This window comes from Pseudomonas protegens, assembly GCF_013407925.2.
Lineage (GTDB): Bacteria > Pseudomonadota > Gammaproteobacteria > Pseudomonadales > Pseudomonadaceae > Aquipseudomonas > Aquipseudomonas fluorescens_AP.
Map to the genome: position 1 here is coordinate 1,180,422 of NZ_CP060201.1, position 15,735 is coordinate 1,196,156.

12 protein-coding genes are annotated in these 15,735 nt (G+C 63.5%); 5 read left to right on the top strand and 7 right to left on the bottom strand.

From position 1 onward, the window contains the following. Nucleotides 1–145: 145 nt before the first annotated feature. Nucleotides 146–964, top strand: coding sequence for a pyruvate, water dikinase regulatory protein (locus tag GGI48_RS05465; protein ID WP_016964354.1), 819 nt, complete (start codon nucleotides 146–148; stop codon nucleotides 962–964). Nucleotides 965–1,047: 83 nt separating this feature from the next. On the opposite strand, the gene GGI48_RS05470 is transcribed toward GGI48_RS05465, so the two are convergent. Next, nucleotides 1,048–2,472: a PLP-dependent aminotransferase family protein gene (locus tag GGI48_RS05470; RefSeq protein WP_179597378.1), complete on the bottom strand. Its 1,425-nt coding sequence runs from the start codon at nucleotides 2,470–2,472 to the stop codon at nucleotides 1,048–1,050. Nucleotides 2,473–2,565: 93 nt separating this feature from the next. On the opposite strand from GGI48_RS05470, the gene GGI48_RS05475 reads away from it, so the two are divergent. Further along, the gene (locus GGI48_RS05475) at nucleotides 2,566–3,522 is read left to right on the top strand and encodes a DMT family transporter (protein ID WP_260620626.1); all 957 of its coding nucleotides are present in this window, start codon (nucleotides 2,566–2,568) and stop codon (nucleotides 3,520–3,522) included. A 121-nt stretch (nucleotides 3,523–3,643) separates the two neighbouring features. Here the strand turns inward: GGI48_RS05475 and prpD are convergent, their stop codons facing one another. The 6 genes from prpD to GGI48_RS05505 form a co-directional block, all read right to left on the bottom strand. Further along, on the bottom strand, nucleotides 3,644–5,128 hold the full coding sequence (gene prpD, locus GGI48_RS05480; RefSeq protein WP_179597380.1) for a 2-methylcitrate dehydratase: 1,485 nt from the start codon (nucleotides 5,126–5,128) through the stop codon (nucleotides 3,644–3,646). A 288-nt stretch (nucleotides 5,129–5,416) separates the two neighbouring features. Next, on the bottom strand, nucleotides 5,417–6,607 hold the full coding sequence (gene prpF / locus GGI48_RS05485; protein ID WP_179597382.1) for a 2-methylaconitate cis-trans isomerase PrpF: 1,191 nt from the start codon (nucleotides 6,605–6,607) through the stop codon (nucleotides 5,417–5,419). A 61-nt stretch (nucleotides 6,608–6,668) separates the two neighbouring features. Next, complete coding sequence (acnD, locus tag GGI48_RS05490) at nucleotides 6,669–9,263, bottom strand: Fe/S-dependent 2-methylisocitrate dehydratase AcnD (RefSeq protein ID WP_179597384.1); 2,595 nt, start codon at nucleotides 9,261–9,263, stop codon at nucleotides 6,669–6,671. Nucleotides 9,264–9,464: 201 nt separating this feature from the next. Further along, nucleotides 9,465–10,592 (bottom strand): 2-methylcitrate synthase, encoded by a 1,128-nt coding sequence (gene prpC / locus GGI48_RS05495; protein WP_179597386.1) that lies wholly within the window; start codon nucleotides 10,590–10,592, stop codon nucleotides 9,465–9,467. Between the two features lie 151 nt (nucleotides 10,593–10,743). Next, entirely contained in the window at nucleotides 10,744–11,637 is an 894-nt protein-coding gene (gene prpB / locus GGI48_RS05500) for a methylisocitrate lyase (protein ID WP_011060181.1), read from the bottom strand. Next, entirely contained in the window at nucleotides 11,634–12,356 is a 723-nt protein-coding gene (locus GGI48_RS05505; RefSeq protein ID WP_016964348.1) for a GntR family transcriptional regulator, read from the bottom strand. The genes prpB and GGI48_RS05505 overlap by 4 nt, the downstream gene beginning before the upstream one ends. Before the next feature lie 267 nt (nucleotides 12,357–12,623). On the opposite strand from GGI48_RS05505, the gene GGI48_RS05510 reads away from it, so the two are divergent. From GGI48_RS05510 to GGI48_RS05520, 3 genes are read left to right on the top strand one after another with little or no spacing between them, the layout of a single operon-like run. Further along, on the top strand, nucleotides 12,624–13,160 hold the full coding sequence (locus GGI48_RS05510) for an ATP-dependent zinc protease (protein ID WP_179597388.1): 537 nt from the start codon (nucleotides 12,624–12,626) through the stop codon (nucleotides 13,158–13,160). A 5-nt stretch (nucleotides 13,161–13,165) separates the two neighbouring features. After that, the gene (locus tag GGI48_RS05515) at nucleotides 13,166–14,698 is read left to right on the top strand and encodes an inactive transglutaminase family protein (RefSeq protein WP_179597390.1); all 1,533 of its coding nucleotides are present in this window, start codon (nucleotides 13,166–13,168) and stop codon (nucleotides 14,696–14,698) included. Next, on the top strand, nucleotides 14,698–15,684 hold the full coding sequence (locus GGI48_RS05520) for an alpha-L-glutamate ligase-like protein (RefSeq protein WP_047302876.1): 987 nt from the start codon (nucleotides 14,698–14,700) through the stop codon (nucleotides 15,682–15,684). The genes GGI48_RS05515 and GGI48_RS05520 overlap by 1 nt, the downstream gene beginning before the upstream one ends. Nucleotides 15,685–15,735 lie beyond the last annotated feature (51 nt).

A 15,735-nucleotide genomic window follows, 5' to 3' on the forward strand; every position in this document is an offset into this window, starting at 1 on the left:
AAGCTCAGAAGCCGGCTGCTCGGGGAGCGTTTGCCCGCTATATGGCCTGGACCTGGAAAATAAGTGAGAATGCGGGCCATTCCCGGCCGACAAATCGCGCCTATCATATCCAAGAATCGTCACTAGCTTAAGGCCCAAGCCGCAAATGAAACGATCTGCTTTCTTTATTTCCGACGGTACCGGTATCACAGCGGAAACCCTCGGCCAGAGCCTGTTGGCGCAGTTCGAAAACATTACCTTCAGCAAATTCACGCGGCCGTACATCGACAGCATGGAAAAAGCGCGGGCCATGGTACAACAAATCAATATGGCCGCCGAAAAAGACGGCCATCGCCCGATCATTTTCGACACCATCGTCAACCAGGACATTCGTGAGATTCTCGCGACCTCCAATGGTTTCATGATCGACATCTTCTCGACCTTCCTCGCGCCCCTGGAACAGGAGCTCAGCGAGCACTCCTCCTACTCCGTCGGCAAATCCCACTCCATTGGCCACAACTCCAACTACATGGAGCGGATCGAGGCGGTGAACTTCGCCCTGGACAACGACGACGGCGCCCGCACCCACTACTACGACAAGGCCGACCTGATCCTGGTGGGCGTGTCGCGCTGCGGCAAGACCCCGACCTGCCTGTACATGGCCATGCAATTCGGCATCCGCGCGGCCAACTACCCGCTGACCGAAGAAGACATGGAGCGCCTGCAACTGCCCAATGCCCTGCGCGCCCACAAGCACAAGCTGTTCGGCCTGACCATCGACCCCGACCGCCTCACCGCGATCCGCAACGAGCGCAAGCCCAACAGCCGCTACTCCAGCTACGCCCAGTGCGAGTTCGAAGTGCGCGAAGTGGAAAACCTGTTCCGCCGCGAAAACATTCCCCATATCAACTCCACGCATTTCTCGGTGGAAGAGATTTCCGCCAAGATCCTCGTGGAAAAAGGCGTGGAGCGCCGCTTCAAGTAGGTCGCACCAAGGCTTCAGCCAGCCCGATGTGGCAAGGAATCGTCCCTGCCACAAGGCTTGCCCGCATTACCCCATGCCCCCCGTCACCATCCCGGCAATCCACGCTCCTGGCGTAACGCCGTCGCCAGGGCAGCAAAGCCCTCGGTCAGTTTCCGATCATCGGCCGTGGTGTTGCAGACACTGGCGCGAATGAACTGCGGCACCGCCGCCTGGCCCACGGCGAAGGTCTCGGCGGTGGCCACCAGATAGTGCTGCTGCTTCAAGTGCGCCTCAATCTCCGAAGCCCGCCAGGGCTCGGGAACACGGATCCAGAAATGCGGGCAGGCCTCTGGACTGCGCCAGTGCAACCCCTGCAGCAAGCCCGCCACCAGCCCCTTGCGCCGCATGATCTCGGCCATCTGCTGCTGACGCAAGCGTTCGGCAATGCCGTTATCGATCCAACCGGCAGCCAGCTCCAGGACCAACGGCGTGGCCATCCAGCAGGTTGCCCGCAGCGCTGCGGCCAATCGTCCCACCAGTGGCGGCGGCGCGCACAGGAAACCGACCCGCAACCCCGCGGCCACGGCCTTGCTCAGGCTGCTGATCAGCACCGTGCGCTCAGGGGCGAAATGAGCCAGCGGCGCCGGCCGCCGGGCCATCAGCACGGCGTGGGTTTCGTCCTCCAGAATCAACAGGTTGTGCCGCCGACAGACCTCGGCGATCGCTTCGCGGCGCGCCGCGGACTGCACCGCAGTACTGGGGTTCTGCAAGGTCGGCGTGCAATACAGGGCCGCCAGCCGGTGATGCCGGCACGCCTCCTCCAGCGCCTCGGGCAACAGCCCCTGCTCATCCATGGGCAAGCCCAGCAACTTGATCCCTTGCATCCGAGCGCTACTGATCAGGCCCGGATAAGTCAGGTGCTCGGTGGCCAGGGTATCCCCAGCCTTGAGCAGCGCCAGCAGGGCGATATGCAAACCGTGCTGGGCGCCGTTGACGCAAAGCACCTGCGCGGCATCGACCTGCAACCCCTCCTGGGTCAGCCAGCGGGCGCCGGCCTCGCGATAGCGCGCCAGCCCGGCCTCCGGACTGTAGCGAGCCACGTCCAGCAACCCCTGGGGATCGTCCGCCAGCGCCCGCAGGCCCTGAGCGATCAAGCGGCTCTCCGGCCCGGGAATATGGGTATTGCGACTCATGTCGAACAGCGCGGGCGACTCTTCGCCGACGTGGCGAAACCCGGCGTCGCGCGGGCGCTGCAAGCCGTCCTGACGCACGTAGGTGCCATCCCCGACCCGCGCCACCACCTGCCCCACGCGCTCCAGCTCGGCATAGGCACGACTGATGGTGCCAATGGTCACCCCCAGTTGATCGGCCAATTGCCGATGGGGAAACAACTTGCAGCCAGGGGCCAGCAGCCCCTGGTCAATGCCTTGATCCAGCGCGTCGGCCAGGCGCTTGTACTTGGGGCCCGCCCCTTCGTGCAAGGCGGAACGCAACATTGACACCATGTCAATACTTACTTTGACAGCCATCATTTACCCCAATAACGTGCTTTACAGGTTCAATCACCGGAAATGACTCGCTCAATATAGGGGTCAATTACCGATCACGAAAGGAGTGTCAGCGTGACCACGACCACCACGGCAGCCCCCACCACAACTGTGCCTTCGCGCCACTGGCTGGCCACGCTGGTCACCTGCACCCTGTTCCTGATTGTCTGCCTGAGCTGGGGCACCACCTGGCTGGGGATCAAGATCGCCGTGGAAAGCGTGCCCCCGCTGACCGCCGCCGGACTGCGCTTTCTGATTGCCTTCCCGTTGTTCGCCTGCTTTGCCTGGCTGCGCCGCGAGCCGTTGATGTTCCCAAGGGGCAGCCGGGGCTTCCTGGTGTTCGTCACCCTGTGCTACTTCAGCCTGCCCTATACCTTGCTCAACTACGGCGAGGTGCACGTTTCCTCAGGCCTGACCGCGTTGCTGTTCAGTTGCATGCCAGTGTTCATCCTGATTTTTTCCGCCTTGTTGTTGCGAGAAAGGATTCATCTGGCGCAACTGCTGGGCATCGCCGTCGGCTTTGCCAGCCTGTTCCAGATCATTCGCGGCCAGGGCCTGCTCAACGATCACAACGAACTCTCGGGGGTGTTGGCGATTCTCGGCGCGGCGCTGCTGCATGCCCTGTGCTACGTGGTCACCAAGAAACACGGCAGCGACATCAGCGTCATCACCTACAACGCCCTGCCAATCGGCATCGCCGGCCTGCTGCTGTGCCTGGCCGGGCTGGCCGTGGAAAGCCCGGACTTTGCCGCGATCAGCCCACGCTCCTGGGGCGCCCTGCTGTACCTGGGGCTGGCTGCGTCGGTGGGCGGATTTATCGTCTACTTCTTCCTGCTCAAGCGCCTGAATCCGGTGATCCTGTCCTTCGTCTTCATCATCTTCCCGGTGTTCGCGGTGATCATCGGCGCCTGGTACGAAGGCCAGAGCCTGTCCCGAGACCTGCTGCTGTATGCGTCGACCCTGCTCGGCGGCTTCGCCATCACCAAATTGCCACTGGATAAATGGCTGACCAGAATGACCTCCCGCCCCTAAAGAGACGCGGTAGGAGCGAGCTTGCTCGCGAAGCTTCTCGGAACGCCACGCTCGCCCGGCAAACCCGCGTCATCGTTGACGGTCATCGCGAGCAAGCTCGCTCCTACAAGGGGGGATAACCCTAGATCACCAGCAGATCGACGAACCTATGCACCGGCGTTGCTTCCAACCGCGCCGGGTCCTTGTACAGCTGGAAAATATGCGCCGAGCGCTGGGCGCTGAAGCGGGTGGCCAGGTTGGCCTTGAACTTGTCTTCCAGCAGCGGGATGCCTTCGGCGCGGCGCCGCCGGTGACCAATGGGGTACTCCACCGCTACCTGTTCGGTGCTGGAACCGTCCTTGAAGAACACCTGGATCGCGTTGGCGATCGAGCGCTTGTCGGCTTCCAGGTATTCCCGGGTATAGCGCGGGTCTTCAACGATCTGCATCTTGCTCCGCAACTGATCGATGATCGGGTGCGCGGCGTGGAAGTCGTCCTCGTAGTGCTCGGCCACCAGGGTGCCGAAGGCCAGGGGCACGGCGGCCATGTATTGCAGGCAGTGATCGCGGTCGGCGGCATTGGCCAGCGGCCCGACCTTGGAAATGATGCGGATCGCCGACTCATGGGTGGTGATCAGGATGCGGTCGATTTCGTGCAGGCGATTGCGCACTTTCGGATGCAGGATCACCGCCGCCTCACAGGCGGTCTGCGCATGGAACTCCGCCGGGAAGCTGATCTTGAACAGCACGTTTTCCATCACGTAGCTGGCATATTTCTGCGTCAGGCTGAACTGCCGCTGGCCCTCGGGCTTGAGCGCCAGGTCCTTGTTGGTGTGACTGAACAGCACGTCATAGAAGCCCCACTGCGGCGCGCTGAGCACCCCGGGAATGCCCATCTCGCCGCGCATTGCGATATCCGCCAGGCGCACCCCGCGACTGCTGGCATCCCCCGCCGCCCAGGATTTGCGTGAACCGGCATTCGGCGCATGACGGTAGGTGCGCAGCGCCTGACCGTCGACAAAGGCATGGGACAGCGCCGCCAGCAACTGCTCGCGATTGGCCCCCATCAACTTGGCGCAGACCGCTGTGGAGGCGACTTTCACCAGCAGCACATGATCGAGCCCGACCCGGTTGAAGGCGTTTTCCAGGGCGATCACGCCTTGGATCTCATGGGCCATGACCATCGCTCGCAACACATCGCCCAGGGTCAGCGGCGCCTCGCCATCGGCCACGCGCTTTTGCGACAGATGATCGGCCACCGCCAGAATCCCGCCGAGGTTGTCCGAAGGATGCCCCCACTCCGCCGCCAGCCAGGTGTCGTTGTAATCCAGCCAGCGCACGATGCTGCCTATGTCCCAGGCCGCCTTCACCGGGTCGAGGCGGTAGCTGGTGCCGGGCACCCGGGCGCCGAAGGGCACCACGGTGCCTTCGACGATCGGCCCCAGGTGCTTGGTGCATTCGGGAAAACGCAGGGCCAGCAGGCCGCAGCCCAGGGTGTCCATCAGGCAATGGCGGGCGGTGTCGAGGGCTTCTTGGGAGTCGATGGAATAGTTCAGGACATAGTCGGCGATGTCCTGCAGGACCTGGTCGTACTCGGGACGGTTGTTCAGGTCTACGTTGGCGCTCATGGGGGCGTTGCTCCTGTTGCAAGGTTGTGGGTAGCGGTGATTCCTCAGGTACAGGTCAATAACGGCATCGCAGGTCTGCGCCTGCTCAGCGATTCAATAACAGCAGCACTGCTGGCGGTTGTGGCGAGGGAGCTTGCTCGCGCTGGGTGGCGCAGCCGCCCCAAAGGCGGCCCATGGGTTGCAGCAGGTCAATCGCAAGCTCAGGGCTTACGACCGCTACGCGCCGGCCGAGCGGGAGCAAGCTCCCTCGCCACAGCAAGCCCCCCCTCAAAGCCTGCGTTGCTGTTCCTAGAAACTGTCGCCGGGCACGCGCACCCAGCCTTCCATCAGCACCCGCGCGCTGCGGCTCATGATGGCCTTGACCACGGTCCAGTCAGCGCCGTTTTGCGTGGCTTCGGCGCCGACGCGCAAGGTGCCCGAAGGGTGACCAAAACGCACCGCGCTGCGCGCACCGCCGCCGGCCGCCAGATTGACCAGGGTCCCGGGAATCGCCGCCGCGGTGCCAATGGCCACCGCCGCGGTGCCCATCATCGCGTGGTGCAGCTTGCCCATGGACAGGGCCCGCACCAGCAGGTCGACGTCCCCGGCCTTGATCGCCTTGCCGCTGGAAGCCTGGTAATCCGCCGGCGGCGCGACAAAGGCCACTTTCGGCGTGTGCTGGCGCTGGGCGGCTTGGTCCAGGTGCTGAATCAGACCCATGCGCAGGGCACCGTGGGCACGGATGCTCTCGAACATGGCCAGGGCCTTGGGATCGCCATTGATGTCGCCCTGCAGCTCGGTGCCGCGGTAACCGATGTCCGCCGCGTTGATGAAAATCGTCGGAATCCCGGCGTTGATCAGGGTCGCCTTGAAGGTGCCGACACCCGGTACTTCCAGGTCGTCCACCAGGTTGCCGGTGGGGAACATCGAACCGCCGGCGCCCTCTTCCTCGGCCGCCGGATCGAGAAACTCCAGCTGCACTTCGGCCGCCGGGAAGGTCACCCCATCCAGCTCGAAATCACCGGTTTCCTGAACCTCGCCGTTGGTGATCGGCACATGGGCGATGATGCTCTTGCCGATATTGGCCTGCCAGATACGCACCACCGCCACGCCGTTCTTCGGGATGCGCGCCGGGTCCACCAGGCCGCTGCTGATGGCGAACGAGCCCACCGCCGCCGAGAGGTTGCCGCAGTTGCCGCTCCAGTCGACGAAGGCCTTGTCGATGGCGACCTGACCGAACAGGTAGTCGACGTCGTGATCGGCCTTGATGCTCTTGGACAGAATCACCGTCTTGCTGGTGCTGGAGGTGGCGCCGCCCATGCCGTCGATCTGCTTGTCATAGGGATCGGGGCTGCCGATCACCCGCAACAGCAGGGCATCGCGGGCCGCGCCCGGCAGCTGGGCCGCCTCGGGCAGGTCCTGCAGGTTGAAGAACACGCCCTTGCTGGTGCCGCCACGCATGTAGGTGGCGGGAATCTTGATTTGCGCTACGAATGCCATGAATTTCAGGTCCTGATAAAGACCGGGGGCGGTGCCTTGCGGCCCGCCCCCGGCACGTCATTTAGCTGGCTACGGCCGATTCCAGGAAGTCCTGGGCGAAGCGTTGCAGCACCCCGCCCGCCTCATAGATCGACACCTCTTCGGCGGTGTCGAGGCGGCAGGTCACTGGCACCTCCAAGCGCTCGCCGTTGCGGCGGTTGATCACCAGGGTCAACTGCGCGCGCGGCGTGCGTTCGCCGATCACGTCATAGGTTTCGGTGCCGTCGATGCCCAGGATCTTGCGGTCGGTGCCCGGGAGGAACTCCAGCGGCAGCACGCCCATGCCCACCAGGTTGGTGCGATGGATGCGCTCGAAGCCTTCGGCGACGATCGCCTCCACACCCGCCAGGCGCACGCCCTTGGCCGCCCAGTCGCGGGACGAGCCCTGACCGTAGTCGGCGCCGGCAATGATGATCAGCGGCTGCTTGCGCTGCATGTAGGTTTCGATGGCTTCCCACATCCGCGTGACTTTGCCTTCCGGCTCGATCCGCGCCAGGGAACCCTGCTTGACCTTGCCGTTTTCCTGGACCATTTCGTTGAACAGTTTCGGGTTGGCGAAGGTCGCGCGCTGGGCGGTCAAGTGGTCGCCACGGTGGGTCGCGTAGGAGTTGAAGTCCTCTTCCGGCAGGCCCATTTTCGCCAGGTACTCACCGGCTGCGCTGTCGAGCATGATGGCGTTGGACGGCGACAGGTGGTCGGTGGTGATGTTGTCCGGCAGCACCGCCAGCGGGCGCATGCCCTTGAGGCTGCGCTCGCCGGCCAGGGCCCCTTCCCAGTACGGCGGACGGCGGATGTAGGTGCTCTGTGGACGCCAGTCGTACAGCGGCTCGACTTTCGGGCCGGTGTCTTCGTGGATGGCGAACATCGGGATGTAGACCTTGCGGAACTGCTCCGGCTTGACCGCGGCCTTGACCACCGCGTCGATTTCTTCGTCGCTCGGCCAGATGTCCTTGAGGCGGATTTCCCGGCCGTTGGCGTCCAGGCCCAGCACATCCTTCTCGATATCGAAACGGATGGTGCCGGCAATCGCGTAGGCCACCACCAGCGGCGGCGAAGCCAGGAACGCCTGCTTGGCATAAGGGTGGATGCGCCCGTCGAAGTTGCGGTTACCCGAGAGCACGGCGGTGGCGTACAGGTCGCGCTCGATGATTTCTTTCTGGATCACCGGGTCCAGGGCGCCGGACATGCCGTTGCAGGTGGTGCAGGCAAAAGCCACCACGCCAAAGCCCAACTGTTCCAGCTCATGGCCCAGGCCGGCTTCTTCTAGGTACATGGCCACGGTTTTCGAACCCGGAGCCAGGGACGACTTGACCCACGGCTTGCGGGTCAGCCCCAGCTTGTTGGCGTTGCGCGCCAGCAGGCCCGCCGCGATCACGTTGCGCGGGTTGCTGGTGTTGGTGCAGCTGGTGATGGCGGCAATGATCACCGCGCCGTCCGGCATTTGCCCCGGCACTTCGGACCATTGCCCGGCAATGCCCTTGGCCGCCAGCTCGCTGGTGGCGACCCGGGCGTGGGGGTTGCTCGGCCCGGCCATGTTGCGCACCACCGACGACAGGTCGAACTGCAGACCGCGCTCGTAGCGCGCGCTCTTCAGGCTGTCGGCCCACAGGCCGGTGTGCTTGGCGTAGCTCTCCACCAGGCGCACTTGTTGGTCTTCACGGCCGGTGAGCTTGAGGTAGTCGATGGTCTGCTGGTCGATGTAGAACATCGCCGCAGTGGCGCCGTATTCCGGGGCCATGTTGGAAATGGTGGCGCGGTCGCCCAGGGTCAGTGCCGCAGCGCCTGCGCCGAAGAACTCCAGCCAGGCACCCACCACTTTCTGCTTGCGCAGGAACTCGGTCAGCGCCAGCACCATGTCGGTGGCGGTGATCCCCGGTTGCAGCTTGCCGGTGAGCTCGACGCCGATGATTTCCGGCAGACGCATCCACGAAGCGCGACCGAGCATGACGTTCTCGGCTTCCAGGCCGCCCACACCGATGGCGATCACCCCCAGGGCGTCCACGTGGGGGGTGTGGCTGTCGGTGCCGACGCAGGTATCGGGGAAGGCCACACCGTCGCGCACCTGGATCACCGGGGACATTTTCTCCAGGTTGATCTGGTGCATGATGCCGTTGCCCGGCGGGATCACGTCGACGTTCTTGAAGGCCTTCTTGGTCCAGTTGATGAAGTGGAAACGGTCTTCGTTGCGCCGGTCTTCAATCGCGCGGTTCTTGTCGAAAGCCTCCGGGTCGAAGCCGCCGCATTCCACGGCCAGGGAGTGGTCGACGATCAGTTGGGTCGGCACCACCGGGTTGACCAGGGCCGGGTCACCGCCCTGATCGGCAATGGCATCGCGCAGGCCGGCCAGGTCCACCAGCGCGGTCTGGCCGAGGATGTCGTGGCACACCACGCGGGCCGGGAACCAGGGAAAGTCCAGGTCGTCGCGACGTTCGATCAACTGGCCAAGGGAGGCGTTGAGGGTCGCCGGATCACAGCGCCGCACCAGGTTTTCCGCCAGTACGCGGGAGGTGTAGGGCAGGCTGTCGTAGGCCCCGGGCTGCAGCGCATCGACCGCCGCACGGGCGTCGAAATAGTCCAGCTGGCTGCCGGGCAGCGTCTTGCGAAATTCAGTGTTCATGGTCAGGGGACTCGATCACGGTAGTTTCAAAGGGAGCGTCTGGCACCGAGTTGAATGGACCTCTATCCCTTGTAGGAGCGAGCTTGCTCGCGATGACTGAAGCAGATCCGACATCGCGTCGGCTGAGCCATCGCTGTCGCGAGCAAGCTCGCTCCTACAGGTGTGTGGTGCATTCAAGCCACAGTGCCGGCGCCCTCCCGGTCAGCGGCGTTCGATTGGCACGAACTTGCGCTGTTCAACGCCGATGTACTCGGCGCTTGGACGGATGATGCGGTTGTTGCCCCGCTGCTCGAACACGTGGGCGGCCCAGCCGGTCAGGCGCGAGCAGACGAAGATCGGGGTGAACAGCTTGGTCGGGATGCCCATGAAGTGGTACGCCGAGGCGTGGTAGAAGTCGGCGTTGGGGAACAGCTTCTTCTGTTCCCACATGGTCTTGTCGATGGCTTCGGACACCGGGAACAGCACCTTGTCACCGACTTCGTCCGCCAGCTTCTTCGACCAGCCCTTGATCACCTCGTTGCGCGGGTCGCTGTCTTTGTAGATCGCGTGGCCAAAGCCCATGATCTTGTCCTTGCGCTCCAGCATCCGCAGCAGTTCGGCGGTCGCCTCTTCGGGGTTGTGGAAGCGTTCGATCAGCTCCATGGCCGCTTCGTTGGCGCCACCGTGCAGCGGGCCACGCAGCGAACCGATGGCGGCGGTGACGCACGAGTACAGGTCCGACAGGGTCGAGGCACAGACCCGGGCGGTGAAGGTCGAGGCGTTGAACTCGTGCTCGGCGTAGAGGATCAGCGACACGTTCATCACCTTGACGTGCAAGTCGCTGGGCTTCTTGCCATGCAGCAGGTGCAGGAAGTGGCCGCCGATGGTCTGCTCGTCGCTGACGCAGTTGATGCGCACGCCTTCATGGCTGAAGCGGTACCAGTAGCACATGATCGCCGGGAAGGCCGCCAGCAGACGGTCGGTGACATCGTGCTGCTGGGAGAAGTCCTTCTCCGGCTCGATATTGCCGAGGAACGAGCAACCGGTGCGCATCACGTCCATCGGATGGGCCTGGGCCGGAATCCGCTCCAGCACTTCCTTCAGCGCCTGTGGCAGATCCCGCAGCTTGCTCAGCTTGGCGCTGTAGGCGGCCAGTTGTTCCTGGGTTGGCAGGTCGCCGTACAACAGCAGGTAGGCCACTTCCTCGAACTGCGCATCGGCCGCCAGTTCGCGCACGTCATAGCCGCGGTAGGTCAGCCCGGCACCGGCCTGGCCCACGGTGGACAGCGCGGTTTGCCCGGCGACCTGGCCGCGCAGACCTGCACCACTCAATACTTTTGCTTCGGCCATTGCTCTCTCCAATCTTGAATTTGTTAGGGACTTGGCAACTTCGTTGGTCGGGACTCACCCCGACACTGTAGGAGCGAGCCTGCTCGCGATCCAGGCTCGCGCGTTAGCGTCGACGGCCATGGCGAGCCAGCTCGCTCCCACAAGGATTGATTCAGCCTTTCTTCTGGGCGAACAGCGCATCGAGCTTCTGCTCGAAGCTGTGGTAATCGATGCGCTCGTAGAGCTCCATGCGGGTCTGCATGGTGTCGATCACGTTCTGCTGGGTGCCGTCGCGACGGATCGCGGTGTAGACGTTTTCCGCCGCCTTGTTCATGGCGCGGAACGCCGACAGCGGGTACAGCACCAGGGAAACATCCACGGATTTCAACTGTTCGGTGGTGTACAGCGGAGTCGCGCCGAATTCGGTGATGTTGGCCAGGATCGGCGCCTTCACCCGATCGGCGAAGATCTTGTACATCTCAAGCTCGGTGATGGCTTCCGGGAACACCATGTCGGCGCCGGCCTCGATGCACGCCGCGGCGCGTTCCAGGGCCGACTCCAGGCCTTCCACCGCCAGGGCGTCGGTGCGCGCCATGATCACGAAGCTGTCGTCGGTGCGGGCGTCCACCGCGGCCTTGATGCGGTCGACCATTTCCTGCTGGGAGACGATCTCTTTATTCGGGCGGTGACCGCAGCGCTTGGCGCCGACCTGGTCTTCGATATGGATCGCCGCGGCGCCGAACTTGATCATCGACTTGACGGTGCGTGCCACGTTGAAGGCCGAGGAACCGAAGCCGGTGTCCACGTCCACCAGCAGCGGCAGGTCGCAGACGTCGGTGATGCGGCGCACGTCGGTGAGGACGTCGTCGAGGCCGGTGATGCCCAGGTCAGGCACGCCGAGGGAACCGGCGGCGACCCCGCCGCCAGACAGGTAGATGGCCTTGAAACCGGCGCGCTTGGCCAGCAGGGCGTGGTTGGCGTTGATCGCGCCGACCACTTGCAACGGCTGTTCGCTGGCGACCGCATCGCGGAAACGCTGGCCTGGAGTGCTCTTGTTGGAACTCATGACTCACCTCGTGGAGTGGCTGTCTGATGGGCGCTGTCCTGGTAGTGACGCGCAATATTGCGTTTCGAGGCGCCGATGTGGCGGCGCATCAACAACTCGGCCAGTTCGCCGTCGCGATCGGCAATGGCATCGAGAATCCGGTGGTGTTCGGCGAACGCCTGGTGCGGGCGGTTGGGGGTCGCGGAGAACTGGATGCGATACATGCGCACCAGTTGATACAGCTCGCCGCAGAGCATCTGCGTGAGGGTGCGATTGCCCGCGCCCTGGATGATCCGGTAGTGGAAGTCGAAATCCCCTTCCTGCTGGTAGTAGCCGACGCCGGCCTGGAACGCTGCATCGCGCTCGTGGGTATCGAGCACCCGGCGCAGCTCGTCGATCTCCTCGGTGGTCATGCGCTGCGCCGCCAGGCGACAGGCCATGCCTTCCAGGGATTCGCGGATTTCGTAGAGTTCGATCAGTTCGGCGTGGCTCAGGGACACCACCCGGGCGCCGACATGGGGCACCCGTACCAGCAGGCGCTGGCCTTCGAGGCGGTGAATCGCCTCGCGCAACGGGCCACGACTGATGCCGTAGGTTCGGGCCAGCTCCGGTTCGGATATCTTGCTGCCCGGGGCGATCTCGCCCTTGACGATGGCGGCCTGGATACGCCGGAAGACGTTTTCGGACAGGGTTTCAGAATCGTCCTGCGCCGGCAGCGGATGTTCCAGTTGATCCAGCATATTGTCGACACCTTGAAAATCAATGAGGCAAAAACTAGCCAATACGCGGAAGACAGTCAAAGGAAAAATTGAGATTGTCGACAATCGTCTAATAACCCGTTGCACCAGAACGAGACAAAAGGCCCGCCCCCAGCGCTGGCGCGGCAAAACCAGCATGCTAGAATGCCGCCCGCATTGGCCTGTCATCTTTTTATGGCACGCACACGAGGGAGCTTGCGCAGCAATGCCGGTCGCCTTGAATTGAAGAACCCATGCCCATCAGGATCTATGAGACTCAAGGCCCTCCCCCTCCTCCTCTGCCTGCTTGCCTTGCCCGGCATCAGTGCCGCCGCCGGCAAGACTGTCTACGGTTTGAATGAATATGCACGGTTGTCGGACATTGACCTGGAAGTCGCGGCCAAGCTCGACACCGGCGCCAAGACCGCTTCCCTGAGTGCCCGCGACATCAAGCGCTTCAAGCGCAATGGCGAATCCTGGGTGCGTTTCTACCTGGCCATCGACACCGCCCACAGCCACCCCATCGAGCGGCCTCTGGCCCGGGTCAGCAAGATCAAGCGCCGCGCCGGCGACTATGACCCCGATGAAGACAAGAACTACACCGCCCGGCCGGTGATCGCCCTGGATGTGTGCATGGGCAGCGCCTTGCGCAGCATCGAAGTGAACTTGACCGACCGCAGCACCTTCCAATTCCCGCTGCTGATCGGCTCCGAAGCCCTGAAACGCTTCGATGCGCTGGTCGACCCCAGTCTTAAATACGCTGCTGGCAAACCCGCCTGCGCCACCGACGCTCATACCGCAGAGTAATTCCCATGCGTTCTCTTACCCTTCATCTGAAAGTCCTGATCGCCATCCTGGTGGTGCTGGGCATTTCGATCACGGCCTATCAGATTTTCGTGCTGGGCATTCCGGTGACCGAAGACGCCACCGACGATCTGTGGAACATCGACGCCAAGGTCGAATTCGTCGCCAACGGCAAGGACCCGATCAAGATCCAGATGTTCGTGCCGCCCCTGAGCCGCGACTACGTGAGCCTCAACGAGAGCTTCATTTCCAACAATTACGGGGTGTCGGTGAACCGTGTCGACGGCAACCGCAAGGTCACCTGGTCGGCACGCCGGGCCAAGGGCAACCAGACCCTGTACTACCGCCTGGTGCTGACCAAGCGCTACAGCGCCGAGAAATCCAAGATCAAGGGCCCGACCTTCCGCGACAGCATGGCCGTGGAAGGCCCGGAGAAGATTGCCGCCGAAGCCCTGCTGGCGCCGATCCGCCAGCACTCGGCGGACGTCGAGACCTTCATCAGCGAGGCCATCAAACGGGTCAACAACGCCAGTGACGACAACGCCAAGCTGCTGCTGGCCGGCGACCCGTCCAGCGCCAACAAGGCCAAGATCGTCGAGTTGCTGCTGTCCATCGCCCACGTGCCGATGGAGAAAGTCCACACCATCCGCCTGGTGGCCGACCAGCCGCAGACCCCGGAGCTCTGGCTGCGCAGCTTCAACGGCACCGACTGGCTGTACTTCAACCCGGAAACCGGCGAGCAGGGAATGCCCAGCGACCGCCTGCTGTGGTGGACCGGCGACGACAACCTGATCACCGTCGATGGCGGCAAGAAAGCCAACGTCACCTTCAGCCTCAACAACAGCGAAATGAACGCCATTCGCCTGGCCAAGCTGACCGACGAGAACACCGACGCCAACTTCCTCGAATACTCGCTCTACGGCCTGCCGCTGCAGACCCAGCAGACCTTCATGATCATGGTGATGATCCCCATCGGCGTGCTGGTGATCCTGGTGCTGCGCAACCTGATCGGCCTGCAGACCCTGGGCACCTTCACCCCGGTACTGATCGCCCTGGCCTTCCGCGAGACTCAGCTGGGCTTCGGTATCGTGCTGTTCACGGTGATCACCGCGCTGGGGCTGTCCCTGCGCTCCTACCTGGAACACCTGAAGCTGCAGATGCTGCCGCGGCTGTCGGTGGTGCTGACCTTCGTCGTGGTGCTGATCGCCGCCATCAGCCTGTTCAGCCACAAGCTGGGCCTGGAGCGCGGCCTGTCGGTGGCGCTGTTCCCGATGGTGATCCTGACCATGACCATCGAACGCCTGTCCATCACCTGGGAAGAACGCGGCGCCGGCCATGCGATGAAAGTCGCCATCGGCACCCTGTTCGCCGCCTCCCTGGCGCACCTGATCATGAGCGTGCCGGAGCTGACCTACTTCGTCTTCACCTTCCCGGCGATGCTGCTGATCCTGGTGGGCTTCATGCTGGCGATGGGTCGCTATCGCGGCTACCGCCTGACCGAGCTCATGCGTTTCAAAGCCTTCGTCAAGGCTGATTCCTGATGTTCGGCCTGTGGAAGACCTGGAAAGCCCTGGAAGCGCGGGGAATCATGGGCATCAACCGGCGTAACGCCGACTACGTGCTCAAGTACAACAAGCGCAGCCTGTACCCCATCGTCGATGACAAGATCATCACCAAGGAGCGGGCGATCAAGGCCGGCATCCATGTCCCGGAACTGTACGGGGTGATCTCCACCGAGAAGGAAATCGACAAGCTCGGCGAGATCATTGGCGGGCGCAACGACTTCGTGATCAAGCCAGCGCAAGGCGCCGGGGGCGACGGCATCATTGTCATCGCCGACCGCTTCGAGGGCCGCTATCGCACGGTGTCGGGCAAGATCATCAGCCACGAGGAAATCGAGCACCATATTTCCAGCATCCTCACCGGCCTGTATTCCCTGGGCGGGCACCGCGACCGGGCGCTGATCGAGTACCGGGTGACCCCGGACCAGATCTTCAAGAGCATCAGCTACGAAGGCGTGCCGGACATCCGCATCATCGTGCTCATGGGCTACCCGGTGATGGCCATGCTGCGCCTGCCGACCCGCCAGTCCGGGGGCAAGGCCAACCTGCACCAGGGCGCCATCGGCGTCGGCGTCGACCTGGCCACCGGCCTGACCCTGCGCGGCACCTGGCTGAACAACATCATCGCCAAGCACCCGGACACCACCAACGCCGTGGACGGCGTGCAACTGCCCTACTGGGACGGCTTCATGAAACTGGCGGCCGGCTGCTACGAGCTCTGCGGCCTGGGCTACATCGGCGTGGACATGGTCCTGGACCAGGACAAGGGCCCGCTGATTCTCGAACTCAATGCCCGTCCGGGACTGAACATCCAGATCGCCAACGACTGCGGCCTGACCCAGCGCACCCACGCCATCGAAGCCCACCTTGAACAACTCAAGACCCGCGGCATCGTCGAAAGCGTCGAAGAGCGGGTGCGCTTCGCCCAGGAACTGTTCGGCCACATTCCGCCGGTGGAAGGCTGATAACGACTGCGGCGGGGTGCGAAGGCAATTTTCGCAGCCCGCCGCAGCGGC